16 protein-coding genes are annotated in these 25,886 nt (G+C 74.1%); 4 read left to right on the top strand and 12 right to left on the bottom strand.

Translation table 11 applies throughout. The features are described 5' to 3' along the window. From IE98_RS0125260 to IE98_RS0125250, 3 genes are all read right to left on the bottom strand, one after another. Positions 1–1,281 (bottom strand): ABC transporter ATP-binding protein (locus IE98_RS0125260; protein ID WP_159401046.1); only part of this gene is annotated, 1,281 nt, incomplete at its 3' end. 327 nt (positions 1,282–1,608) lie between these two features. Next, positions 1,609–2,349: an NUDIX hydrolase gene (locus IE98_RS0125255; RefSeq protein ID WP_030272664.1), complete on the bottom strand. Its 741-nt coding sequence runs from the start codon at positions 2,347–2,349 to the stop codon at positions 1,609–1,611. A 236-nt stretch (positions 2,350–2,585) separates the two neighbouring features. Further along, a complete protein-coding gene (locus IE98_RS0125250; RefSeq protein ID WP_234443666.1) occupies positions 2,586–4,766 on the bottom strand; it encodes a glycogen debranching N-terminal domain-containing protein in 2,181 nt (726 codons plus the stop codon). Between the two features lie 1,012 nt (positions 4,767–5,778). On the opposite strand from IE98_RS0125250, the gene IE98_RS0125245 reads away from it, so the two are divergent. After that, positions 5,779–7,092 (top strand): alpha/beta fold hydrolase, encoded by a 1,314-nt coding sequence (locus IE98_RS0125245; protein WP_030272660.1) that lies wholly within the window; start codon positions 5,779–5,781, stop codon positions 7,090–7,092. 34 nt (positions 7,093–7,126) lie between these two features. On the opposite strand, the gene IE98_RS45005 is transcribed toward IE98_RS0125245, so the two are convergent. After that, positions 7,127–8,800, bottom strand: a complete 1,674-nt coding sequence (locus IE98_RS45005) for a DUF4192 domain-containing protein (RefSeq protein ID WP_052390938.1) — start codon at positions 8,798–8,800, stop codon at positions 7,127–7,129. 217 nt (positions 8,801–9,017) lie between these two features. Between IE98_RS45005 and IE98_RS0125235 the strand changes: the two genes are divergently transcribed. Next, entirely contained in the window at positions 9,018–11,321 is a 2,304-nt protein-coding gene (locus IE98_RS0125235; protein WP_078661286.1) for a RecQ family ATP-dependent DNA helicase, read from the top strand. Between the two features lie 337 nt (positions 11,322–11,658). Further along, entirely contained in the window at positions 11,659–12,288 is a 630-nt protein-coding gene (locus tag IE98_RS43040) for a hypothetical protein (RefSeq protein WP_234443665.1), read from the top strand. A 121-nt stretch (positions 12,289–12,409) separates the two neighbouring features. Here the strand turns inward: IE98_RS43040 and IE98_RS52300 are convergent, their stop codons facing one another. From IE98_RS52300 to IE98_RS0125215, 3 genes are all read right to left on the bottom strand, one after another. Next, positions 12,410–12,748, bottom strand: a complete 339-nt coding sequence (locus IE98_RS52300) for a hypothetical protein (protein ID WP_043175064.1) — start codon at positions 12,746–12,748, stop codon at positions 12,410–12,412. A 413-nt stretch (positions 12,749–13,161) separates the two neighbouring features. Then, positions 13,162–13,845, bottom strand: coding sequence for a ribonuclease HII (locus tag IE98_RS0125220; protein ID WP_030272651.1), 684 nt, complete (start codon positions 13,843–13,845; stop codon positions 13,162–13,164). A 125-nt stretch (positions 13,846–13,970) separates the two neighbouring features. Beyond that, positions 13,971–14,774, bottom strand: coding sequence for a TetR/AcrR family transcriptional regulator (locus tag IE98_RS0125215; protein ID WP_078661285.1), 804 nt, complete (start codon positions 14,772–14,774; stop codon positions 13,971–13,973). A 190-nt stretch (positions 14,775–14,964) separates the two neighbouring features. Here IE98_RS0125215 and IE98_RS0125210 point away from each other — a divergent pair, with 190 nt between their 5' ends. Further along, a complete protein-coding gene (locus IE98_RS0125210) occupies positions 14,965–16,512 on the top strand; it encodes an MFS transporter (protein WP_420706218.1) in 1,548 nt (515 codons plus the stop codon). Positions 16,513–16,667: 155 nt separating this feature from the next. Here the strand turns inward: IE98_RS0125210 and IE98_RS43030 are convergent, their stop codons facing one another. The 5 genes from IE98_RS43030 to IE98_RS0125185 form a co-directional block, all read right to left on the bottom strand. Then, a complete protein-coding gene (locus IE98_RS43030) occupies positions 16,668–18,263 on the bottom strand; it encodes a DUF4153 domain-containing protein (RefSeq protein ID WP_052390937.1) in 1,596 nt (531 codons plus the stop codon). Positions 18,264–18,951: 688 nt separating this feature from the next. Then, complete coding sequence (locus IE98_RS45000) at positions 18,952–22,062, bottom strand: Ig-like domain-containing protein (protein WP_159401045.1); 3,111 nt, start codon at positions 22,060–22,062, stop codon at positions 18,952–18,954. A 238-nt stretch (positions 22,063–22,300) separates the two neighbouring features. Beyond that, positions 22,301–23,257, bottom strand: a complete 957-nt coding sequence (locus IE98_RS0125195; protein WP_030272640.1) for a carbohydrate ABC transporter permease — start codon at positions 23,255–23,257, stop codon at positions 22,301–22,303. Beyond that, entirely contained in the window at positions 23,254–24,264 is a 1,011-nt protein-coding gene (locus IE98_RS0125190; RefSeq protein WP_030272638.1) for a carbohydrate ABC transporter permease, read from the bottom strand. Before IE98_RS0125190 ends, IE98_RS0125195 begins: the two co-directional genes overlap by 4 nt. Before the next feature lie 76 nt (positions 24,265–24,340). Beyond that, complete coding sequence (locus IE98_RS0125185) at positions 24,341–25,702, bottom strand: ABC transporter substrate-binding protein (RefSeq protein WP_030272635.1); 1,362 nt, start codon at positions 25,700–25,702, stop codon at positions 24,341–24,343. Positions 25,703–25,886 lie beyond the last annotated feature (184 nt).

Here is a 25,886-nt window from a genome sequence, read left to right as displayed (position 1 = left end):
GGCCGGGGGTGCCGTCGGCCGGTCCGTGCGGGGGAAGGGCGGGGTGGGCGAGGGTACGGACGGGGGCCGCGCGGACTCGATCGGAGCGGGGCCGGCAGGAGCAGCCGTGGGAACAGTCCGCGCCGTGGGGGTGCGCGGTTGTGCGGTGCGTGACTCCGTGGGGCGTGGTTCTGTGGCGCGGGGTTGTGCGGTGCGTGACTCCGTGGGGCGTGGCTGCGGGCTGGGGGCGCCGGCGGTCGGCAGGACCCCGGGGCGGTTCCGGGCGGTTCCGGAGGCGTGCGGCGAGGCCGGTAACGGCACGGGCGCCGGTACGGGTGGGGGCGGTGCGGATCCCGTGGCCGGCGGAGCCGGGGTGGGGTGCAGCCGGACGACCGCGCCGGAGCGGCCCGATCCGGTGGGCAGGACCGGGCGGGGCGGCGGGCGGCCGATCGCGCGGTCGGCGAGTTCGTGGAGCAGGACGCCGTGGCGGTGCGCGAGTTCGCCGATCTCCGCGCGGGCGAGGCCGCCGACCGCGATGCCGGAGCGGCCGTCCGACCGGACCCGGGCGCCCTGGGCGAGCAACAGGTCTGCGAGCCGGGCCACCTGCGGCCCCCGCACCACCACCTCCGGGCAGAGCCGGGTGGCGCGGAAGTCCGCCGCGCCCAGGTCCGCGACCTGGCGCCCCCGCACCAGGGTGATGACCCGGTCGGAGACCGTCCCGGCCTCCTGCGGGGAACGGGTGGTCATCAGCACCGTGCCGCCCGCCGCGGCGAAGGAACGCAGGAAGGAGTGCAGCCACTCGGTGCTGCGCGGCGACAGGCCGGCCGTCGGCTCGTCCAGCAGCAGGGCCTGCGGATCGCCGAGCAGGGCCGTGGCCAGGGCGAGCCGGCGGTTCATGCCCGGCGAGAAGGTGCGCAGCCGGTGGGAGGCGACGCCCGCGAGCCTGGTCTGCTCCAGCAGGTCGTCGGCGCGGCGTGCGGGCACGCCGATCGCGGCAGCGAGCATCCGGAGGTGGTCCGCTGCCTTCCGGTCGGGGTGGCCCGGGCAGGACGGCCCGATCTCGGGGACCAGTCCGACGCGGGTCTCGGGTCGGGGCAGCCTGCGGTAGGTACGGCCGTCGAACAGGGCTGCGCCACGGCCGCGTTCGAGCTCCACCATGAGCCGGATCGCAGTGGTCTTGCCCGCGCCCTCGTCGCCGAGCAGGGCGGTGACCGTACCGGGACGGGTGTCGAAGGTCAGGTCGAGCAGCGCCGGCGGGCCGCCCCGCCGGTGGACCTTGGTCAGTCCGGTGATCTGGATCATCGCTGCCTGCTCCCACGCCTCGGCCGACCGGTGCACCGGCCCCGGGCAGTGCGGTGCTCCGCCTGCCCGCGCCAGCACCCTAGGCCCCGGCGGCGAGGATTCCGGGCATTGCGGAGGCCGATGGGGAGCGCGCCCGCAGACCTCACTCGATCAGGTGACGTGACCAGGATTCTGACCGATCGTCAGTGCGGTCGGCGCCCGACGCGGTTCGGACCCCGTGCAGGCCGGAGCGCTTCCGAGCAGGTCGGAACGGGACCGGCGCCAGCAGCGGCCGGCCGGCGCCCGGGCTGCTCCCTCCGCGTGCAGGGAGCAGCCCGGGCGCCGGGGTCAGGCCTCGGGCCGGAGCATCGGCGGGTTGAGGACGGTTGCACCGCCGGCCGTGAACAGCTGTGCGGGACGCCCGCCCTGCCGGGTCGTCGTCCCGCCGGACGGCAGCAGGAAGCCGGGGGTGCCGGTGACCTTGCGGTGGAAGTTCCGCGGGTCGAGCACCACGCCCCACACCGCCTCGTAGACGCGGCGCAGCTCCCCCACCGTGAACTCGGGGGGACAGAAGGCGGTGGCCAGCGAGGAGTACTCGATCTTCGAGCGGGCGCGCTCGACGCCGTCGCCGAGGATCCGGCCGTGGTCGAAGGCCAGCGGGACGCCGTCCACCGGAGCGTCGTCGAGCAGTTCTCGGACGGGGGCCCAGCGGGCGCTGCTGGCGTCACCGCCGGGGCGCGGGGTGGGCAAGTCGGGCGCCAGCACCAGGTGGGCGACGCTGACCACGCGCATCCGCGGGTCGCGCTGGGGGTGGCCGTAGGTCGCGAGCTGCTCCAGGTGCACGCCGGCCGTGGACTGGGCGGGTGCGGACGCGCGCAGGCCTGTCTCCTCCGCGAGCTCGCGGGAGGCCGCCTCGGCGAGGCCCTCGTCCGGGCGGACGAAGCCACCGGGCAGCGCCCAGTACCCCTGGAACGGCGGCTCGCCCCGTCTGACCAGCAGCGCACACAGTTCGTGGTCCCGGACCGTCAGCACCACCAGGTCGACGGTGACGGCGAACGGGGGAAAGGCCGACGGGTCATAACGCGACATGGCGATGATGATAGTCGTCTTTCTGACGATAAACACAGAGTGCCCGCACGACCCCGGCAACTCCGGCCCGGGCCGACGGGTCCGCCGTCCGGTACGGCGCTGGTGCCGTGGTCCGTGGCGCAGTGGCGGACGCGGCCCGCACGGCAGGCCCGGCCCGCACGGCAGGCCCGGCGCCACGGACGGGCGGAAGGCGGACGGAGACCCGGGGACGCCCGGGCAGCCGGCTGACGGGTCGTTCAGCCCGCGCCGAGCTGGAGTTGGGGCGAGGCCTCCTCGACGACGGCGACGCCGATCCGGCTGACCCTGGCGGAGAACGGCTCGCCCGCCACCCGCAGTCCGGTGAGCTGCAGTTCGCCGAGCGGCGTGCTGGAGGCCGGACGGACCACCACTCGCCCGCCGGGGACGTCCGGCCTGATGCCGGCCATCGACACGACGAGATGGACACCGGCCGCCGCGGACAGCGCGGCCGGCCGGCAGGCCGCCGGATGCGGCACCGGCGGACACCCCGTCACCCGCTGTTCCCCGGCGTACATCTCCGGCAGGCGGCCGCCGAAGTGCTCGGCCGCGCCGAGCGCGCCCTCCAGCAGCAGGCCCGCCTCGCGCTCGAAGCCCGCGTCGGCGAGACCGGCCACGGCGAGCGCCGTCTCGTGCACCCGGACGGCACCGCTGCGGTGGCCGAGCGGATTGAACCTCGGCGACTTGGCGCCGAGGGTCCGCAGCCCCCAGCTGCAGTCCAGCTCCGGGGCGGTGAGGCGCTGGGCGAGCAGTCTGGTCTGCTCGCGGTCCAGCAGGCCCTCGTGCAGGTCGCCCTCGCGGGAGAGGCCCACGTCGAGCAGGTGGGCGAAGGACGAGGCGACCGCGGGGGCCGCCCGCCCGCCGCCGAGCAGCGCCGCCGCGGGACGCCCACCCGCCACGTCGTCGATCCAGAACCGCTCCCGGAACCGCTCCCGGAGGGCCGCGGCCCAGCTCAGCCACTCGGCCGCGCCGGGCCGGGCGAAGGCCGCGAGCAGCTCGGCACCGTGCAGGGCGGCGCGGTACGCCTGCGCCTGCACCTCACAGCGGGCCACCGCCGTGCGGCTCGACCTCTCCTCGGGGGGACGGCCGAGGTCGACGACGAAGCCCTCGGGCCCGTCCGGCCCCTCGGCGACGGAGGCGCGGAGTGCGGCCAGCGCCCGCTCCATCGCCGGCAGCAGCTCTATCACCTCGTGCCGCGGCAGGCCCCAGCGCCAGGCCTCCGCCAGCACGGTGACGAACAGCAGGGTCGCTTCGGTCGCGCTGCAGGTCGGCGGGAGCTCCGGACCGCCGTGCCGCATCGGCCCGGGGATCAGCCCCTCCGCCGCGCTCGCGGCCGGCGAACCCGACGATGCGGAGCCTGATCCCGCCGGACGGCCGGTGTGCTGACGGCGCGCCAGGGCGCGGAGCGTCCCGGCCGCCAGCCGGGTGCCGAGCGGCAGCGTCCACCGGGCGGCCCACAGGGCGTCGGCGGCGGTGAGACCGAACCGCCAGGGCGCACCCGAGGCGGCGTACAGGTCGGTCGGCCGGTCGGCGTCCGCGAGCAGCAGGGCGCCCAGCGCGTCGAGGGAGGCGGGGACCAGGCGCTGCGCCCGGGCGTCGTCGCACCGCACCTCGGGCTCGGACCAGGGCAGTGGGACGCCCTGGCCCCGGCCGGTGGGCGGACGGCCGCCGGGCGGGACGCTCTCCAGCTCCACCTGCAGGTCGACCGACCAGCGGGCACCCGGCTGCACCTCCAGGTCCCAGCGGAGCACGCCCGCGCCCGCCAGGACGGCGTGCGGGGTGGGCCGAGCCGACACGGTGGCACTGCGCCCGTGGCCCGCCCAGCGCAGACCGGCCGATTGCACCTGGCTCGGCAGGTCGGCGCTGCGCTGGCCCGCCGCGATGTCGCCGAGCAGACCGAGGTCGGTGCCGAAGGTGATCTCCAGCGGGAGGCGGGCGGGCCGGCCGCCGGCGTTGCGGACGGTGACCGTCTCCGTCCCGTCGGCGTGGCGCAGCCGTTCGACGGTGAGGGCCGGATCCGGATCGGGGTCGCCGGGAACGCGGATGCTGCCGACGAAGCGGGCCTCGGCCGCGGAGGTGAGCGCGCCCTGCAGCGGCATCGGCTCGATGCCGCCGAGGCGGAGCTCCATCCGGGCCAGCGTGCGGATCCCGGACCGGTAGAAGCCCTGCAGCCCCTGGCCGCGGAGCTGGCCGTCGACGCCGGACGCCGCCAGGGCCGGGGCGGCCACGCAGAACAGCAGGTCGTGGGCGGCCGCAGCCGCCTGGGTGCGCGGCGGCGCGGGCGGTCTGGGATGGCCCGGAGCAGTGCCGGTCGGCGCACCCGGGGGCGGCAGCGGCACACCGTAGGGCGGGGTCCCGCCCGGATGGGGCGGGAGCGGGACGCCGTGGGGCGGGGTCTGCACGGTCGGAGCGGTGGGGATGCCGTACGGCGGAGTCCGGGGGCTCGGGGGCCCCGCGGGCGGACTCGTCTGCGGACGGACGGGCCGGCCGGGGGCAGTCGGGCCGGCGGCCGGCCCGGACGGCACGGACGGCACGCGAGGGACGGACGGGGCGGGCGGGACCGTGGGCGGCGTCGCAGGAGGGTGGGGCATGGCAGCGCCCTGCGGTACGGGCCGCATGGGAGGTGCCGCAGGTGCGGACGGACCGGCTGCCGTCCCGGGCGCCGCCGGCCCGGCGGGCGGTGCGGACGGTACGGGGGGAAGTGACGGTGCCGCTGGTGGGGCTGCCGGAGCCGATGCCGAGGGCTGAACCGGCGCCGGGTGCGGCTCGGTGGCCGACGGCGGTGCGGCCGGCTGTGGTGGCCTGGAAACGGTCACCGGGCTCTCCTCCCTCGGTCGGCCGGCGGCTGCTCGGCCGGTCGACCGCGAGCGTGCTCGTTCGCGGTCTGTACTGCGCTGCCGTGCGGCAGGTCCGCACTGCCTGCCTGGTGGCAGGTCCGTACTGCTCTGCCGGGTGGCAGGTCGATGCTGTCCACCGTGCGACAGGCCGATCGCCGGGAGCGGCCGGGGCCGCACCGACTCCGGCGCGGCCCCGTACGGCCGTTGCTCTGCCCGGACGGGCCGTGTTGCGGTCCGCACACACCGGTGGTGCGGTGCGCGTCGACTCCGTGCAGGGCCTGCGGACGGACGGTGCCCGCCTGCGCCCGGTTGATGAACGTCCTGCACGTGCCACAGGTCACGCCGACCGGCGCGGCGGCGACGGCGCGCAGGCCCGGTACGACCGCCCGACCTGCCGCGCCACCCCCGTCGACGCTGCCCGATCCGGCTGCCGACGGCGGCGCGGCCACCTCGATGGCCCTCCCCCGACGGCTCCCGTCCGCGGCCAGGATACGGTGCGGTTCGGCGGCGCCCGTACCCGGAACATGGTTGACGCGCGTCGCATCGCGCCTGCGACCAGCACGTACCGAGGAGCTGCATGTCCACCGTCGGCCGACTGCCCGGAATCGTCACCACGGACCACGTCTTCCGGGTGCCGCTCGACCACGACCGGCCGGAGGGCGAGCGGATCGAGGTGTACGCCCGTGAGGTCGTGGCATCCGGGCGGGAGCACGACGACCTGCCCTGGCTGCTCTACCTGCAGGGCGGGCCGGGCGGGAAGGCCGGGCGGCCGCTGGGGCGCGACGACTGGCTGAACCGCGCGCTCGACGACTACCGGGTGCTTCTCCTCGACCAGCGCGGCACCGGCCGCTCGACGCCGGCCAACCGGCAGACCCTCGCCCGCCGCGGCGGCCCGGCCGGGCAGGCCGACTACCTCGCCCACTTCCGGGCCGACTCGATCGTCCGGGACGCCGAGCTGGTCCGCCGTCTGCTGCTCGGCGAGGAGGGCAGGTGGAGCCTCCTCGGCCAGAGCTTCGGCGGCTTCTGCACGCTGACCTACCTGTCGCTGGCCCCGGAGGGCCTGCGCGAGGCGTTCGTCACGGGCGGTCTGGCCGGCCTGCGGGCCTCGGCGGACGACGTCTACCGGGCGGCGTACCCGCGGGTGGCGGCCAAGAACGCGGCGCACTACGCCCGCTACCCGCAGGACGTGGCGGCCGTCCGCCGCATCGCGGCCCACCTCGCGCAGCAGCCGGCCCGGCTGCCGGACGGCGGACTGCTGACCGTCCGGGCCTTCCAGGCGCTGGGCCTGATGCTCGGCGCCGGGTCTGGCTCGGGCGCGCTGCACTACCTGCTGGAGGAGGCCTGGGTGGAAGGGGTGGACGGGCCGGAGCTGTCCGACACCTTCCTCGCCGGGGCCCACGCCCAGCTCTCGTTCGCGCAGAACCCGCTGTACGCCGTGCTGCACGAGTCGATCTACGGCCAGCGCTCGGTGGACCCGGCGGGCACCGGGTGGGCCGCCGAGCGCGTCCGCAAGGAGTTCCCCGCCTTCGACGCCGAGTCCGCTCTCGGCACCGACGCCCCGGTGCTGTTCACCGGCGAGATGATCTACCCCTGGATGTTCGAGACCGACCCGGCGCTGCAGCCGCTGCGCGAGACGGCGCAGCTGCTCGCGGAGCGCGGCGACTGGCCCGACCTGTACTCCCCCGAGCGGCTGGCCGCCAACACGGTGCCGGTGTACGCCGCCGTGTACTTCGACGACATGTACGTCGACACCGCGGACTCGCTGGAGACCGCGCGGGCCGTGGGCAACCTGCGCTTCTGGCTGACCAACGAGTGGGAGCACGACGCCCTGCGGGTGAGCGGCCGGGTGGTGCTCGACCGCCTGGTGCGGATGGCGCGCGGCGAGGCGTAACAGCAGGGCTCCGAGGCCGGGTCGGCGATGCATCTCAGCCGCCGCCGGGCTGCGGGGCGTGCCACTGACCGCCTGCACGGTCCCGGGCCTGTGGGGCCGCGGGCCTCGGCCTGTCCCCGGCAGGACCGGTGGGGCGGCGCAGCGGGGCGTGCGGCGGGCCGCCGGGGGGCCTGCCCGGTGCCGCGGCTCGGGGTGCAGCACCGGCACCGTGCCCGCCCGGCCGGTGGGGCCGTGCGGCGACGGCACCCCGGGTGGGGACCGGGTCGGCGGCGGGCTGTGCCCCCGTCGGCCCTCCGACAGCGGAGTCCGGTCCCCCGTCGGTGATCGGTCCGGTGCCCGGGGACGGTGTGTCCGGCTCGCGGCACTCCCCCGGCCTGGAGGGCGTGGCCGCTGCCCGGGGCGTGCCGGGTTCGGTGACCGGCGCAGGCGGTACGGGCAGTACGGGCGGGGAGTCGGGGCCGGGGTCATCGGCCGCGGGCTCCTCCTGGCGGGCCTCCACCGGTTCCGTCCGCGGGTCGGCGACGTGATCGGCGAGCGGCTCGGCGGCGTGGGTGGCGGGGCGGGCGGCGACGCGGTTGGCGCGCTGCTCGCGGACGCTCGCCAGCAGCCGTTCCGGAGCCAGGCCGCCGTTGATCGACTCGTACAGCAGCAGGGCGAGGGTGTAGCGCGAGTCCACCTCCAGCGCCCTGGAGAGCATGATCCTGGCGGTGGCGGTGTCGCCGGCGATCCAGGCCGTCCAGGCGAGCAGGGTGAGCGGCGGCGCCGCGAGGTGCTCGAACGGGCTGACGCAGCGCTGGACGAGGAACCGCCACACCCGCTGGGCGACGGCCAGCTCGTCCCGCTCGGCGAACTCTGCGCCGCGGTCGCGGCCGAGCTTGTCCTGCAGGCCGAGCAGCAGGCGGGCGGTGCGCTCGGCGTCGATCTCCCGCTCGCCGGCCCGGAACTCGGCCATCACGTCGGTGATCAGCTCGCCCGTCCGGTCGACGGTGGTCGTCCGCCCCGCGGCGAGTTCCTGGAGGAAGCCGGGGCCGGCCCGCTCGATCTCCTGCCGCTGGACGGCGGCGAGCGGCGGCCCGACCGGGGCCAGCCCGGCGACCATGGCCCGCCGGCTGCCGCGCGGGGCCAGGCCGGCGAAGGCCGCGGCGGCCGCGACGGGGCTGGGCCGGTGGGACGGGCGGATCGGGGTGCCGTCGGGGTCGCAGCAGCCGGTGCGGGTGCAGAGGAAGGACCACCAGCGGCCGCCGGAGACGAACAGCGACTCCTTCACGGCCACCCCGGCCGTGCGGAAGGCCGCTGCCAGGTCGTCCGCGAGCGGGCGCAGCGGTTCGGCCGGCCGCGGGGCGCCACCGGGCGGTGCGCCGCTCTGCGACTGCGCCGGGTCGGCGGGATCCCGGACGAGGTACAGCAGCACCTGGTCGGGCCGCCGGTCGCGCTGCTCGGAGAGGTCGAGCAGCAGCGCGGCGGCGTCGCGGGCCACCGGCCCCCACTGCTCCGGGTCGTCGGGGAGGTCGACCCGGACGACGGCGCCCTGGTGGAGCGAGGGCCCCTGCAGGCCGACGGCGACGATGCTGTCGTCGGGGAAGAAGCCGAGCAGGTAGGGCAGCATCTCGGCCATGTCGGCCGGGCCGCGCATCGGCATGGGCAGCACGGTGGGGGTCGGCCCCTCGACCGGGGCGGTGGGCGGGGTGCGGTGTTCGTCGTGGTTCATGGCCCGAAGCTTGCTGCTTTTTCCGGACCCCGTGTTCGGCCTGTGGATAACTCGGGATTGCGGATTGTTGCGGGGCCGTTCCGGCCTGATCATTCCGCGGGAATTCCGCCGTCCGGGCCACAGCGGCCTTTCCCGTCAACCGATCTGATGACGGGTCATCCACAGGCCGGGGCGCTGCATTGGCCCATTGTCGGTCGCACGCGGTATGCATGGGGGCATGGACGAGCGCAGCACCCGCCCCGAATCCGAGTCCGCGGGCACCCCGGACGCGCCCGACCGCTCCGGCGGCCGGGCGGCGGCCGAGCACGCCGCCGACCGGGGGCGTGCGGCCGGGCCGGACCGCGCCGCCGTCCGGGAGCGGGCCGAGGCCGTGCTGCGGGAGCTGGCCGGGCCGTCCGCGGTGCTGCGGGAGGACCAGTGGCGGGCCATCGAGGCACTGGTCGTGGACCACCGCCGGGCGCTGGTGGTGCAGCGCACCGGCTGGGGCAAGTCGGCCGTGTACTTCATCGCCACCGCGCTGCTCCGCTCGGCGGGCGCCGGCCCCACGGTGATCGTCTCGCCGCTGCTGGCCCTCATGCGCAACCAGGTGGACTCGGCCTCCCGGGCCGGCATCCACGCGCGGACGATCAACTCCGCCAACCCGCAGGAGTGGGACGAGATCCAGGCCGAGGTCGCCGCCGGGGCGGTCGACATCCTGCTGGTCAGCCCGGAGCGGCTGAACAACCCGGACTTCCGCGACCAGGTCCTGCCCAAGCTCGCCGCCTCCACAGGCCTGCTCGTGGTCGACGAGGCGCACTGCATCTCCGACTGGGGCCACGACTTCCGTCCGGACTACCGGCGGCTGCGCACCATGCTGGCCGACCTCGCCCCCGGCGTGCCGGTCCTCGCGACGACCGCGACGGCGAATGCGCGGGTCACCGCCGACGTGGCCGACCAGCTCGGGACGGGCGCCCCCGACGAGGCGGGCGCGTCGCCGGCCGACCGCACGGCGCTGGTGCTCCGCGGCCCGCTGGACCGCGAGAGCCTCAGCCTCGGGGTGCTCGCGCTGCCCGATCCGGCGCACCGCCTGGCCTGGCTGGCGGACCACCTGGCCGAGCTGCCCGGCTCCGGCATCGTCTACACGCTCACCGTGGCGGCGGCGGACGAGGTGACGGCCTTCCTGCGGTCGCGCGGCTGGGCGGTGGCCTCGTACTCGGGCCGGACGGAGGACGCCGAGCGCCGCAGTGCCGAGGCGGACCTGCTGGCCAACCGGGTCAAGGCGCTGGTCGCGACCTCCGCCCTGGGCATGGGCTTCGACAAGCCCGACCTGGGATTCGTGGTGCACCTGGGCTCGCCCGGTTCGCCGATCGCCTACTACCAGCAGGTCGGACGGGCCGGCCGCGGCGTCGACCGGGCCGAGGTGCTCCTGCTGCCCGGCCGGGAGGACGAGGCGATCTGGCGGTACTTCGCCTCGCTGGGCTTCCCCCCTGAGGAGCAGGTCCGGCGGACGATCGACGCCCTCGCCGAGGCCGGCCGGCCGCTGTCCACGGGCGCCCTGGAGGCCCGGGTGGACCTCCGGCGGAACCGGCTGGAGACCATGCTCAAGGTGCTCGACGTCGACGGCGCCGTCCGCAAGGTCCGCGGCGGCTGGGAGGCCACCGGCCGCCCCTGGGAGTACGACGCGCCGCGCTACGCCAAGGTCGCGGCCGCACGGGAGGCCGAGCAGCAGGCCATGCGGAAGTACGCGGCCTCGGCCGGCTGCCGGATGGAGTTCCTGCGCAGGCAGCTGGACGACCCGGAGGCCGTGCCCTGCGGGCGGTGCGACAACTGCGCCGGCCCCGCGCACGGCCCGGAGGTGTCGGCGGAGGCGCTCGCCGCGGCCCGGGCGGCGCTCGGCCGGCCCGGTACCGAATTCGAGCCGCGCCGGCTGTGGCCGACCGGGATGGACGCCCTCGGCGTGCCGCTCAAGGGGCGCATCCCCGCCGGGGAGCAGGCGGAGACCGGCCGGGCGCTCGGCCGGCTGTCCGACATCGGCTGGGGCACCCGGCTGCGCTCGCTCCTCGCGGAGTCGGCGCCGGACGGCCCCGTCCCGCCCGAGGTGGTCGACGCACTGGTCAGCGTCCTGGCCGACTGGGCCCGCGGTCCCGGCGGCTGGGCCGGGCCGGAGGGCGCGGACGGCACCCGGCTCGCCCGGCCGGTCGGCGTGGTCACCATGGCCTCGGCGACCCGGCCCCAGCTCGTGGAGAGCCTCGGCGCACGGATCGCGGCGGTGGGCCGGCTGCCGCTGCTGGGCCGGATCGAGTACACGGCCGGCCGGCCGCCGCACGGCCCGCGCAGCAACAGTGCGCAGCGGCTGCACTCGCTGGCCGGCACGCTGGTCGTCCCAGAGGAGCTGGCCGCGACGCTCGCCGCGGCCGGCGGCCCGGTGCTGCTGGTGGACGACCTGGTGGACTCGGGCTGGACGGTGACCGTGGCCGCCCGGCTGCTCCGCCGCGCGGGTGCGACGGGCGTCCTCCCGCTGGTCCTCGCCCTCCAGGCCTGAGCCCGGACCTGAGCCCGCGCCCACGAACGGCGGCCCCTCGCGAACCGCGCCCCGGGCGGGCCGGGGGGGGGCACCGTTCACCGGATGGACACCAGGGGGCAAACCGGACTTCGGGTGCCTGTCGAGCACCCACCGGTCGGCCGTCAGGCGAATGGGTGCACCGGCGCGAAGGAATATATCCGGCAGAACACTGAATTTCGGGCGGCGATCGGCATTTCATCATTGCCGCTCGGACCGATCTGACGGGAGAATTGAGGCCGTACCCCACGCCCGGTCGAAAGACCCGGTATTCGGCGTACCCACGTCACCGCCGTGCCAGCGGGCCGGAAGGAGGATCGTGATCAACCGCAGAGACCACGGTCAGGACCCTTCCACCGCCAGACGGAGCATCGACCCGAAGGCCTGGTCCGAGGCCGACGTGCCGCTGCTGCGCGCCCCGCGCGACTTCGTCCGTGAACTGCACCAGCGGCACCTGCCGCAACCGGGCACCACGGTCGTCGCCGTGCTGGACGCCAGGCACCAGCTGATCGCCTCGGCGTCCTTCAGCACCCGCCAGCACCTCACCGACGGGTGGCAGCACCGCAACGCGATCCTGGCGAACCTGCGGCAGGTCGTCCCGCACGACCTCCGGCTCGCCGCGCCCGTCCGCACCGCCGTGCTGCTGCGCTGCCGGGAGGGGTCGCCCGAGTGGACGGCCCAGGACGGCGCGTGGATGTGGGCCCTGCAGGACGCCGCAGCGCTGCACGGGCTGCGCTGCGGTTCCTACATCACCCTGACGCCGGCCGGCTGGCACGTGATCGGCGACGGGCGGCAGGGCCGCAACCCGCACTCCGGATCGTGGTCCGACGGCCCGCTGCACACCGTCACCGAGCTGCCGCCGCGCCATGCACGGGACTCCGCCCGGCGGACGGCACGCAACCCCCACGTGGGGGCGGTGGCCGCGCTGCGCCCCGCGGCGTCGCACTGACCGTTCGCGCGACCTCGCACCGACCGTCCGGGGTGCCGCCCGCCGATGAGGCGGGCGGCACCCCGGCGACGGCCGGAACCGGCCGTCCCTGCGGCTCGCGCGCCGACCCGGGCCCGCGGGCTCAGGCCGGGACGGGCCGGTCCGCTCCGGGGAAGAGCGATGCGACGGCGTCGGTGCCGCCGCAGATCACCAGCAGCGAGCCGGCGCGCTCGGCGGCACGGACCGCGGCCCCGGCGATGCGGTTGACCCCGGAGGCGTTGACCACCAGGACCACCACCTCGCGGCGCAGCGGCCGACCGGTGGCGGCGTCCGCGTAGAACACGTCGTCGGCCTCGGCGAGCTGCGCCCAGTAGCGCTCCTCGCCGAAGGACAGCTCGTGCTGCTGCCAGGGGTGCGGTTCGCCGACCGTGAGCACGAGGACGTCGCCGGGGCGACGGCCGGACTCGAGCAGCTGGTCCACCGTCTCGTCGGCGCGGTCCAGCGCCTCCTGCGGGTCGGCGGGGACGAGCCGGACGGCGGGGGACGAAGGGCGGGGACCCGGTGCGGGCTTGGGCCCGGGGCGGGGACCCGGGGTGGCACCGGCCGCTCTCGGCGGTGCGGGACGGGGCGGCGCCGGGCGGGGCGACGCGGGCCGCTGACCCGGCACGACACCGGAGGCAGCGGGGTTGGCGGAAGGCGTACGGGGGCTGGATGCGTCCGACTTGTGAGGGAAGGGAACGCCGGGGCCCGGGATACTCTCGTGAATCTCCGGCTCCTCGGGGAAGACAGGCATACCCGGATATCTATCAAATGCCGGTCGGATGCGCACGGGCGCCCCACCTGTTGGGCACCCGGAGCGGCCCCGCGGAGTCCTCCGCGGCACCGGACAGGGCGTCAGAAGCCCAGCGACAGCTGCTCGTCCGCGGGCTCGACGGCCCGGCCCCGCTTGAGGTGCCGCCACTGCGGGAGCCCGTCGAGATAGGCCCAGGACAGGCGGTGTTCCGAGGTCGGCCCGAATTCCTCCAGGGCGGCGCGGTGCACCGGCGAGGGGTACCCGGCGTTGTCCTCGAAGCCGAACGCGGGGTGGTCGGTGCCGAGCTCCGCCATCATCCGGTCCCGCCGGACCTTGGCGAGGACGGAGGCCGCGGAGACGCAGACGCAGGACTGGTCGCCCTTGATCACCGTGCGGACCCGCCAGGGCCCGCCGAGGTAGTCGTGCTTGCCGTCGAGGATCACGGCGTCCGGCCGGACCGGGAGCGCCGCGAGGGCCCGCTCGGCGGCGAGCCGGAGCGCGGCCGTCATGCCGAGTTCGTCGCACTCCTGCGGGGAGGCGTGGCCGAGCGCGTAGGCGGTGACCCAGTCGGCGAGCACCGGGGCGAGCGCCTCGCGGCGCTTGACGGTGAGGAGCTTGGAATCGGTCAGACCCTCTGGCGGGCGGCGCAGACCGGTGACGGCGGCGCCGACGGTGACCGGGCCGGCCCAGGCGCCGCGTCCGACCTCGTCGAGCCCGGCGACCAGGCCGGCTCCGGCCCGGCGCAGCGAGCGCTCGACCGAGTGGGTCGGGGGATCGTAGGGCATGGCTGGTCCATTCGTGTCGCTCCGGCAGCACCAGCCTACGTCCCCCGCGGCACCGGCCCGGACGGCCCGCGCACCGGCTGCCCCGCACCCCGCCGGGGGATGCCACCGGAGCCGCCCGAGCGGGCCTAGTGGGCGCCCACCATCGGCATGAGCACCTGGTCCACCAGCTCCGTGCAGAAGGCCGCGTCGACCACGCCCTCGGCGACCTTGGCCCGGTAGAGCAGCATCGCGGGGGCCACGTCGGCGACGATCGGCGTGGCCGCGCCGGGCCGGACGTCGCCGCGCCGCTCGCCGCGACCGAGGATGTCGAGGATCGCCGTGTTGGCCGGCCGCAGCACCCGCCCGTCGAGGAACTCCTTGAAGGCGACGGCCTGTTCGTGGTCGAGCTCGGCCATCAGGACGCGGATGGCCCAGCCGGCCGGCGAGCACATCATCGTGCCGAAGCCCGCGATGAGCTGCGTCAACTCCGCACGGACCGACCCGAGGTCGGGGATGTCCACGGGGGGTGGCAGAGTGGCCCCCAGGGCGTGCACGACCAGATCCGCCTTCGACGCCCAGCGCCGGTACAGCGCGGCCTTGCCGGTCTGCGCCGCCCCGGCGACGCCCTCCATGGTCAGCCGGGCGAAGCCGCCGGAGACGAGGAGTTCGAGGGTCGCCTCGAAGATCGCGGCCTCCAGCGCGCGGCCGCGCCGCCGGGAAGCGGTCGGCGCGACCGGTCCACCGGACGGCTCCGGCCCACCGGACGGCTCCGGCCCACCGGACGACTGCGGCCCGCCGGGCGGCTCCGGGGCCGAGGGACCGGCCGGCGCATCGGCGCCGGCCTGCAGCGGTACGGCCCGCGTCACACCGGCGGGGGCGGGCGGCGCGCACCTGGCCGCCACCCCGCCCGACGGCCCGACCGACGCCTGACGCCGCACCAACTGATCCATCGTCACCACCCTAGAGAACGCTTGCGTTCACAATCTCTTTCCGGATATCGTCCACATGATAGTGAACGACTCCGTTCCTTGACAGTGTCCGCGCACCGCCACCGGCCGTGCGCAGTCGCACAACCGCGCACGTCACGGGCGCAATTCTCCGGCACCACCCCACGGTGCAGGACCAACAGGGGGCAAACCAGTGGCACTCTCCGACACAGTCGGCGCACCCGCACCACCGAAGGCGGGGCGCACCCAGCGCAAGGGCATCACCCTCACCGTCATCGCCGCGACCCAGCTCATGGTCGTGCTGGACGCGACGATCGTGAACATCGCGCTGCCGCACATCAAGAACGACCTCGGCTTCTCCGACACCACCCTGTCCTGGGTGATCAACGCGTACACCCTGACCTTCGGCGGTCTGCTCCTGCTCGGCGGCCGCCTCGGCGACATCCTCGGCCGGCGGCGGGTGTTCATCGTCGGCACCCTGCTCTTCGGCTTCGCCTCGCTGCTCGGCGGCCTCGCGCAGGACTCGACCATGCTGCTCGCCGCGCGCGCCCTGCAGGGCCTCGGCGGCGCGATCTGTTCGCCGACCGCGTTCGCGCTGATCGCCAGCAACTTCGAGGAGGGGCCCGAACGCAACCGCGCCTTCGGCGTCTTCTCCGCGGTCGCGGGTTCCGGGGCCGCGATCGGCCTGCTGGCCGGCGGTCTGCTCACCGAGTACCTCGACTGGCGCTGGGTGTTCTTCGTGAACGTGCCGATCGCCGCACTGATCGCGCTCGCCGCGCCGCGGTTCATCAACGAGTCGGAGCGGACGGAGGGCCGGTTCGACCTGCCCGGCGCGCTCGCCTCGACCCTCGGCCTGGTCGCCCTGGTCTACGGCTTCATCCGCGCCGCGTCGGACGGTTGGAGCAACGGGCTGACGCTGGCCTCGTTCGCCGCCGGCGTGATCCTGGTCGCCGCGTTCGTCGTCATCGAGCGGCGGACCTCGCAGCCGATCACCCCGCTGCACCTGTTCCGGGACCGCAACCGCACCGGCGGCCTGATCATGATGCTCTGCCTCGCCGCGGCGATGTTCGGCATCTTCTTCTACATCACGATCTTCGTTCAGACCGTCATCCACTACAGCCCGCTCAAGGCGGGCGTGGCGTTCCTGCCCATCAGTGCCGCGATCATCGTGGCGGCGCAGATCGCCTCGGCGCTCCAGGCGAAGCTCGGCCCGAAGGTGTTCATGGCCGGCGGCGCCGCCCTGGTCACGGTCGGCCTGAGCTGGCTCACCCAGCTCAAGGCAGACAGCGGATACGTGGACGGGATCCTCGGCCCCACGGTGATCTTCGGCTTCGGCATGGGTCTGATCTTCGTCCCGGTGATGCTGATCGCGGTGTCCGGCGTGCCGAACACCGAGACCGGCGCCGCCTCCGGCCTGCTCAACTCGGTTCAGCAGATCGGCGGTGCCCTGGGCCTGTCGATCCTCACCACCGTGTTCAGCCAGACGGCGAAGTCCAAGGCCACCGAGCTGGTGCCGGACTTCCTGAAGTCCGCCACGCCCGAGCAGGCGCAGCACTTCCAGACGGCGCACGAGTTCCCGGTGGGCAGCGCCGCGTACAGCGAGACGCTGGCGCACGGCATCGGCCAGGCGTTCATCGTGGGTGCCTCGCTGGCGGTGGTCGCCCTGCTGGTGGCACTGTTCGTGGTGAAGGCGAAGGCGAGCGACCTGCCGTCCGAAGGGGCGGCCGGCGTGGTGCTCTGACGCACCGTGCGGTGGCGGTCCCCCACGGGCCCGCCACCGCACACCGGTCCTCGCAGCCGACCGCGGCCACCGGTCCTGGCACCCGACCGCGGCCACCGGGGCGGGTCGGCCCGGAGCGGCCTCACCCGGCGCCGGACCGACCGAGGTGGGTGGCGTCAGTAGTCGCCGTCGCCGTAGTACCGGTCGTCCGGGCGGACGCCGACCCTGCGGCAGGCATCGTCTCCGACGACCGACACCGCGCGGTCCGCCAGGATCCCGCGGGCGCGGGACTCGGCCAGGCTCGTGGCGTACCAGGGCAGTCGGTCGTCGTCGAGGTCCTTGGCGATCTTCTGCAGGGCGCAGACGCGCTGGTCCTCCGGGAGCCGGTCCAGAGCGGGCACGGCGTCCGCGGAGAGGTCGCGGAGGTAGCCGACGTCGATCCGTCCGGTCTGCTCGAAGCGGTGGACGTTCTGTTCGGCGATCACCGCGTCCGGGCTGATCAGGCCGAAGACGGCCGTTGCGGCGGCGGCGCTCAGCACGACGGCCCTCGGCAACCACTTGGCGGAGGCGAGGATGCCGCCGACGAGCACCAGCAGCAGGACGACGCCCAGCCAGATCTCCACCGTGGCCACCGAGATCCGCAGCCGGGTCAGGCCGAAGTTGTCCACGTAGCGCTGCATCCGGTAGAGCGCCGAGGCGACCACGACCATTGTCTGGCCGCAGAGCAGACCGAGCAGGGTCTTGGCCATGGCGCGGTCCCGCGGGGTGGAGCGCGGTGCCCAGCGGCCCGCCAGTGCCAGCAGGACCAGCACCAGCAGTGTGACGATCAGCAGCTGCCAGAAGCCCTGCCGGGCGTACTCGGCCGGGATCATCCCGGGCTTGCTCATCACCGATTCGTAGCCGCCGACGAAGACCACGGCCTGGACGGCGACGAAGGCACCGAACAGCAGGTTGAGGGCGACCAGCGGCACCGCCCACTCCAGACGGCCGCGCTCGCGGCCCGGCTTCACCGGGAAGCGGTCGAAGCGGCGCGGGCCGGCCGCCGTGTGCGCGGCCGCCAGGGCGATCAGCAGGCCCACCAGGAAGAGCAGGACCTGCATCGGAAGGTCCTCGGTGTCGATGCTCGGGGCGAGGTCGCCGAGGAGTTCGGCGACCGCGGCGTCGGCGCTGGCGAACAGGGCGCCGAAGACCACCAGCAGCGCCAGCGAGACGGCTGCCGCCTTGGCCACGGACACCACCCGGTCCCGGGCCGGGTACTGGCGGTTGCGCAGCGAGAGTAGACCCCAGGCGAGGCCGGGGATCAGGTGCGGCCACATTCCGAACGGGCCGAGCAGCACGCCGGGCCAGCGCCTGCCGCCGTGCAGGGCGAGCGAGCCGGCGCCCGCGGCCGCGAGCAGCGCGAGGACGACCGGCCAGGAGGCCTCCACCAGGGCCGGCACGAGCAGCAGCACCAGGGCGGTGACCGTCCAGACCACCGTCCACGGCCGGACCTTGCGGCCGGTGGCGGAGGCGGCGAGGCCGGCCCCGACCGCGCCGACGAGGGCCCACAGCAGGACGTTGACGCCGAGGCCGTCGGTCAGCAGGACCGCGGCGAGCAGGCCGGAGGCGAGTCCGGCCGCCAGGACGCCGAAGCCCGGCAGGGCGGGCCGGGTCGGCGCGGTCGCGACGATCCACAGCGGGTCCGGCGGCGGCGCGGGCGGCAGCCATGCGCCCGGGCCGGTCCCTGGGCGGCCGCCGTACGCCTGACCCGGGCCGGCCCCCGGCCGCGGCACGCTCCCGGCCCCTGCAGCCGCCCCTCCTCCGGCCGGACGCGGCGCCGGACGGGCTGCCGGTCCTGCGGCGGCCCCGGAACCGGCCCCCTCACCCGCACCCGCACCGGTCCGCGGCGCCGCACCGGCGGCCGGCCCCAGGTCGGGCTCCTTGGCCGCCTTGCGGAACTCGGCGGCGACACGGCCGGCCTCCACTCCCCCGTCCGTACCGCCCTGCTCCGGGCCTGCCGGCCCGCCACCGGACGCCGTCCGCGCGCCGGGCACCCCGGCACCCGGGACGCCGGCGTCGGCAGCCGCGCCCGCACCCGACGGAGTCGCGTCCGAGGCACCGCCCTCCGCCGCAGCCCCGGTCGGAGCGGACGACCCGGAAGACGAGGAGGGCGAAGAAGGTGAGGAGGGCGCGGAGGGAGAGGAAGGCGCGGACGACTCGGAAGGCCCGGACGGAGTGGGCGGTACGGGCGGCGGTGTGCTGTCTGACGGTGTCGACATGAGTCCCCCTCAAGCGTCACAGGACACGCGGCGGCCGACGTGCGGCCCCGCGGCGGGCGATCGTGACTCTAGGGCTCCGAGGACAATTCTGAACAGGTTCAAAAGTACTGCGGGGCGCTTGTGTCGCAGAGTTGTGACACAAGCGCCCCGCAGTGGGCGGGCGGTCCGGCCGGCGGCCGGAGCGGCCGGGCCGGACGGATCGTCAGTACGCGCCGTACAGCGAGTAGACGAGGCTGTCCTTGACGGCGGTTCCGAAGCTGGTCGGCCAGGTGCCGAACGGCACCACCGTGTTGCTGTAGGCCCCGGAGCCGGCCGGGCCGGTCGAGTAGTGCATGTTGTTCACCGTCGAGCTCGTCCCGTTGCTGTTGTAGACGAACCAGTAGCTGGTGTTGGGCGCGAGGGTGGTGGTGACGGGCACCGAGTTCCAGGCGTTGGGCGTCAGCGTGCCGGAGCCGGTGGCGACCACGAGGGTGCCGGGCGAGCCGGCGTTGTCGGTGTAGACGGCCAGCTGGTACAGGTTGTTGGGCGCCGCGCTGACCCCGGCGACGTGCACGCTGAGCGAGGTGAGCGGGACGGCCGTCGAGCCGGTGGTCACCTTGGAGCCGTTGAGGTGGTTGGAGTCGGTGTCGTCGACCAGCGTGCCGACCGTGTTCGACCCGATGGTCTTCGGCGGCAGCCCGGCGGTGGTGAACGCGGTGGTCACCGGCCCGGCGAGGGTGTTGCCCGCCAGGTCCTTCACCCCTTGTACGGTGGCGGTGTAACCGGTCGTCAGTGCCAGGTCGGTGCTCGGGGTGAGGACGGCGGTGCTGGTCGCCGCGTCGTAGCTGACGGTGCCGGGGACCGGGGTGCCGCCGCCGGTGGTCTTCAGGGTGAGCGCCGAGGCGGTGACCGTCGCGGGGTCGAGCGGCTCGCTGAAGGAGAACTTCACCGCCGTGCCGGCCGCGACCCCGGTGGCGCCGTTGGCGGGCGCGGTGCCGGTGACGGTGGGTGCGGTGGTGTCCTGGCCGTACGTCGCGGTGTAGGAGCCGACCGCGCCGTCGAAGAAGGCGTACGCCGTCCCCTTGATGGTCTCGATCCGGTAGGGCACGGCCTGGCCCTGCTTGGAGATCCCGGTGAGGGTGCCGGAGGCGGAGTTCACCGGCACCATGGCGCGCAGGCCGCGGGTGCCGCCGGTGATGTCGAAGGTCAGCGCGTTGCCGCTCCAGGCGAGCTTGGAGAAGGCGGAGCCGTTGCGGCCGTCCAGCCAGGTCAGCATCTGCCGGCCGGAGACCACCGGCACGCCGCGGGCCTTGGCGGCCGCGATCACCGCGTCCGAGGCGCTGGAGGCCGCGAAGTCGGTGTGGATGTTGGCCCCGATCGCCGCGTAGTAGCCCTTGGCGCCGTACGCGCCGTCGAGCAGGGCGTTGACGCTGGACGGGTAGGACTGGCCGGACTCGTCGGTGAGCTGGGTGGTGGCCTGGTACTCGTCGATCACGCTGCCGTCGGTGTCGGCGAACTTCATGATCATGCCGGTGCCGTTGAAGTAGCCGGGCCGGTCCTGCACGAAGGCGGACGGGTAGTAGTAGTAATCCATGTCGAGCCGGATGCCGTTGGCCAGCTTGGTCTTGGCCTGGGTGGCCCAGTCGTCCCACTCCACGCAGTGCGTGCGGCTGCTCGACGGGTTCGGCAGCGAGCCGTACTTGGCCTTCCAGGCGCCCAACTGGCCGCTGTAGAGCTGCTGCAGGTTGGCCGTGGTGCCCCAGGGCTTGCAGTCGGTGGTGACGTGGACGCCGACCTCGAAGCCCTCGTCGGTGTAGGACTGCGCCTGGGCGGGCGTCATCGGGTCGTTGGTGTAGATGTACGAGGAACCGCGCACGCACTCCCAGTCGGCGACCGAGCAGCCGGCCGGGGACTGCGAGATGTAGCTGTCCCAGCGGCCGACGGTGCCGCCGATGCCGTGGTCGTCGCCGCTCATCACGACGACCGCCTTGACGTCCCGCGGGAAGTACCAGAACCGCGGCAGCGGCTTCTTCGCCGAGTCCATCAGGGTGATCAGGTTCGCGAGCAGCCGCTGCTGCTCGTCGGCGATCGGGATCAGCGCCTTGTTCAGGTCGTTCCAGTTCGGCTGGCCGTTGGTGCCGAAGAACATCTCGCTGGCCTCGTAGCCGTCGGTGGAGTCGCGCTGCTGGCCGGCCCAGGCGATGTTGCCCTGGCGGGTCTGCACCACGGACTTGGCGAGGTCGAAGGTGAAGGCGGCGGCCCGGCCGCTGCCGGCGGTGCGCAGGGTGACGGCGGGGTTGCCGCTCGCCGTGTTCGCGTCGTCGTGGAGGGCCGCGACGGCCGTGGCGCCGTTGAGCGTCCAGCGGTCCGCGGTGCCGTGGAAGCCCATGGTGTCGGCGGTGAGGCCGGCGCCGGGGGCCGCCGAGGTGTCGATCTTCAGGTAGGCGTCGGCGAGGGTGCCGGTGGTGGCGGTGAGGCCGAGCAGTCCGGCGAGCTGCTTGTCGGGGCGCATCGCGACCAGCCGTCCGCCGCCGTTGGTCCAGGTGGTGAACATGGCGACCTGGGCGGGGGTGAGCGCGGTCTCGCCGAGCAGCACCACGTCGTAGTTCGCGAGCAGCGCCGCGGTGACCGCCGACAGGTCGGTCTGCTTGTAGTAGTTGAGGCCCTCGGCCTTGAGGATCTCGCCGTAGTAGGCGGTGTACGGGTTGGCCGCGTTGCCGACCAGCAGGATCGGGCCCTCCGAGCCCGGTCCGCTGCCCGGAGGAGTGGTGCCGCCGCCGTCGGGGGTGTAGGTGGCGTAGATCGAGAAGGTGGCGCTCATGGTGCTGCTCGCGCCGAAGGCCGCCGGCCAGGTGCCGAACGGGGCGCCGCCGGTGGAGTACCCGCTGGTGCCGCCGCTGCTGTAGTGCAGGTTGTTGACGGCCGCGCTCGACCCGTTGCTGTTGTAGGCCAGCCAGTAGGCGGTGTTGGCGGCGAGCGTGCCGGTCAGCGGCAGGGTGTTCCAGGCGTTGGCGGCGAGCGTGCCGGAGGCGCTGGAGGCGACCAGCGCGCCCGGCTTGCCCGCCGCGTCGGCGTAGACCGCGACCTGGTACTGGTTGTTCGGTGCGGCGCCGACCGCCCCGACGTGCACGCTGATGCTGTTCAGGGCGCCGCCGTTGGCGCCGGTGACGAAGCGCGAGGTGTTCATGTAGTTGGAGTCGCCCGAGTCGGTGGCCGAGCCGACCGCGGTGGTGCCGAGGGTCGCCGTCCCCGCCGCGCCTGCGGGTGCGGCGGCCAGCACCGCCCCTGCCAGCACGGCGGCCACCAGGCACGCCAGACGTCTTCTGAACCTCACGCCATCCCCCACTTGTCGGACAACCGGATCGGCGGCGGAATCGCCGCTACCGGTGTACCGGCTGCACGGGTGGCGCGTCCTCGAAATCCTCACATTCCCGGTCCATGTCACGGAACGTCAGGAGTCGGACGCGCGACGCCCCCGCGCACGGGGCGCGGGGGCGTCACCGGAGCGGGAGCCGGAGCCGGGGCGCGGGGCCGGAGCCGGAGCCGGGGCGCGGGGCCGGGGCGGGGCGGGCTCAGCCCTTGACCGAGCCCGCCAGCAGACCGCGGACGAAGTACCGCTGCAGCGCGAAGAAGACGATCAGCGGGATGATCAGGGACAGGAAGGCGCCGGCCGTGAGCAGTTCCCAGCGGCCGCCGAAGGAGCCGCTCAGCTGGGCCAGCCGGACGGTCATCGGGGCGACCTCGGGGGTGCCGCCGGCGAAGGTGAGGGCCACCAGCAGGTCGTTCCAGACCCAGAGGAACTGGAAGATCGCGAAGGAGGCCAGCGCCGGGGTGCAGAGCGGCACCACGATCGACCGGAAGATCTTGAAGTGGGTGGCTCCGTCGACGACCGCGGCCTCCATGAGGTCGCGCGGCAGCTGCGAGACGAAGTTGTGCAGCAGGAAGATCGCCAGCGGCATCGCGAACATGGTGTGCGCCAGCCAGACCGGGGCGTAGGTGCCGCTGAGGTCGAAGGCGGGGATCACGGTGACCGAGCCGATGTGCGCGCCGCCGGAGAACAGCTGCAGCAGCGGGATGAGCGCCATCTGCAGCGGCACGACCTGCAACGCGAAGATCGCGAAGAAGACCACGTCGCTGCCCCGGAACTTCACCCAGGCCAGCCCGTACGCGGCCATCGCGGCGAGGACCAGCGGGAAGACCGTCGCCGGGATGCTGATCGCCAGCGAGTTGACCAGGTACGGCATCAGGCCGCCGCTGACGCCGAACCCGCCCTCGAAGAGCACCGTGTGGTAGTTCTCCAGGGTGAGGTTCGGGTCGCCGAAGACCGTCCACCAGCCGCTGGTCGCGACGTCCTCCTCCGGGCGGAGCGAAGTGACCAGCAGGCCGATGGTGGGGATCGTCCAGAGCACGGTGACCACGACCATCAGCAGCGAGGCGAGCGGGCTGCTGAACGCGCGGCGGACGGCCTTCGCCGGGGGCTCGCGGTCCTCCGCCCCCGGCGGCGGGGCCGGGGCGAGCTGCTCGCTCATCGGTGCTCACGCTCCTTGCGCAGCTGGACGATGTTGTAGGCCACCAGCGGGATCACGGCCAGGAAGAGGATCACGGCGAGCGCGCTGCCGCGTCCGACGTTGAACTGCACGAAGGACTGCGAGTACATCTCGTTGGCCAGCACCTGGGTCCCGAAGTTGCCGCCGGTCATGGTGCGGACGATGTCGAAGGCCTTCAGCGTGGTGATCATGACGGTGGTCAGCACCACGATCAGCGTGGTGCGGATCATCGGCACCGTGACGTGCCGGAACAGCTGGAAGCCGCGGGCGCCGTCGAGGCGGGCGGCCTCGGTGATCTCGTCCGGGATGGCCTTGATCGCCGCGGAGAGCACCACCATCGCGAAGCCGGTCTGCACCCAGATCATGACGATCATCAGCAGGTAGTTGTTCAGCGGGTGGGAGAGGATCCAGTTCGGCGGGTCGTCCCAGCCGAGGCTGATCGCGAGCTGGCTGAGCAGGCCGATCTGCGGCTGGGAGGGGTCGCGGTCCTCGTAGACGAACTTCCAGATGATCGACGCGCCGACCAGGGAGATCGCCATCGGCATGAAAAGCAGCGACTTGTAGAGCGCCTGCCCGCGCAGCCGCTCGACCAGCAGGGCCAGCACCAGGCCGGTGCCGGTGGCCACCAGCGGTGCGACCACCAGCCACTGCAGGGTGTTCCACAGCACCTGGTGGATGGATTCGGTGGTGAGCGCCCAGCCGTAGTTGCTGGCGCCGACCGCCTTGGTGGAGTCGTCGTTGTAGAAGCTCAGGTAGACGGTGCGGATCAGCGGGATCACCAGGCCGACCAGCAGCAGCAGGATCGCCGGTCCGACCATCACCAGGACGGCCAGCGGGCGGGAGAACCGCCCGGTCGCCCGGCCCGCCGCGAAGAAGACCAGCAGCAGCACGCCGAGGAAGCCGGCGACGGCTCCCACGGTGTTGGTGAACTTGATCGTCGCATCCGTCCACGCCGAGTCGGCGAGGTGCACGGCGGTGGCCGTGGGCATGCGGAGGGTCCTTCCTCGGACATGGGGAGGGGCAGCGCGGGCGGGTGGGACCCGCGCTGCCCGGAGGCGACCGGCGTTACTGCGGCCAGGCCGCGTCGATGTCGGCCGCCACCTTCTGGATGGACTGCCCCTCGGCGAACCACGCCGTGAACGACTTCCACATCTGGCCGGAGCCGACGGCCGCCGGCATCAGGTCGGAGGCGTCGAAGCGGAACGTGGCGGCCGGGTCGGTGAGCGCCTCGGCGGAGAGCTTGTCGATCGGGTCGGTGTAGAGGCTCTTGTCGACGCCCTGGTTGGCGGAGACCCAGCCGGAGGCGACCTTGACCCGGCTGCTCGCCCAGTCGCTGGTCGACAGGTAGTTCTGCACCGCCTGCACCTCGGGCCTGCTGGAGAACGCGGCCAGGAACTCGCCGCCGCCCTCGACCGGGCTGCTGACCGCCGGGTTCACGGCCGGCAGGTGGAAGGCGAAGATGTCGCCGTCCGGGCCGATGTTGGTGCCCTTGGGCCACTGCGCCCGGTAGAACGAGGCCTGCTGCAGCATGTAGCACTTGTTGGAGAGGATCGGCGCGCCCGCGTCCTGGAACGTGGTCGTGGCGATCGACTTCACGTCGCCGATGCCCGCGTTGACCCAGGCCGGGTTCTGCATCCAGTCGGCCACCGTCTTCATGGCGCCGGTGATCTTCTCGTCACTGAACTTGATCTTGTGGCTGACCCACTGGTCGTAGACGTCGCCGCCGTAGCTGCCGAGGACGGCCTCCTCGACCCAGTCGGTGGCCGGCCAGCCGGTCGCGGTGCCGGAGGCGATGCCGCCGCACCACGGCTTGGCGCCGCCGGAGGTGGCGATCCGGTTGCTGAGGCCCATGAGGTCGGCCCAGGTCTTCGGGACCTCGTAGCCGGCCTGCTTGAAGGCCTTCGGCGAGTACCAGACCAGCGACTTCATGTTGGCGCTCATCGGCGCCGCGTAGAAGGTGCCGTTGACGGAGCCGTAGGTCTTCCAGACCGGGCTCCACTTGTCCTCGTTGGCGACGGTCTGCGCCGGCGGCTTCACGACCTTTCCGGTCTTGACCATCTGCGCGAGCAGGCCGGGCTGCGGGATGATCGCGAAGTCCGGGGCGTTTCCGCCGCTCACGCGCACCGGCAGCTGCGACTCGAAGTCGTTGGAGCCCTCGTACGAGATCTTGATGCCCGTACAAGAACTGAACTCCGCCCAGGACTTCTCCAGCGAGTCGGACTCCGGGCTGAGGATCGAGGCGAACATCGTCACCTTGGTGCCCGAGTGGCCCGCGTAGGCCTGGTACTTGGCACAGTCACCGGTGAGCGTGGGTGCCGCCGAGGTGCCGCCGCCGTCCTTGGACGAGCTGTTCGAGCACGCCGCGACGAGGGCCAGGGCGAGTACGGCGGGGACGGCGAGCAGGCGCCGCCGCTGGAGTCTGGTCATCGGCGGGCCTCACAGGCGATCGTGGTGGTGGACAATGCGCTCCTCCTGGCCAGGGCACCCCGAGATGCCGGCGTGGGACTACAAGTCTGCGCTGTACCGGTTGATCGAGCTGTACCCAGCAGTATCGCTGGCTTGAAGACGTTAACTCACCGGTTACCCCACGCCAAGGTGCGCGTTCGACCTT

Source organism: Streptomyces sp. NRRL B-24484, from assembly GCF_000717715.1.
GTDB lineage: Bacteria > Actinomycetota > Actinomycetes > Streptomycetales > Streptomycetaceae > Kitasatospora.
This window is presented reverse-complemented; position numbering and strand designations above follow the sequence as displayed.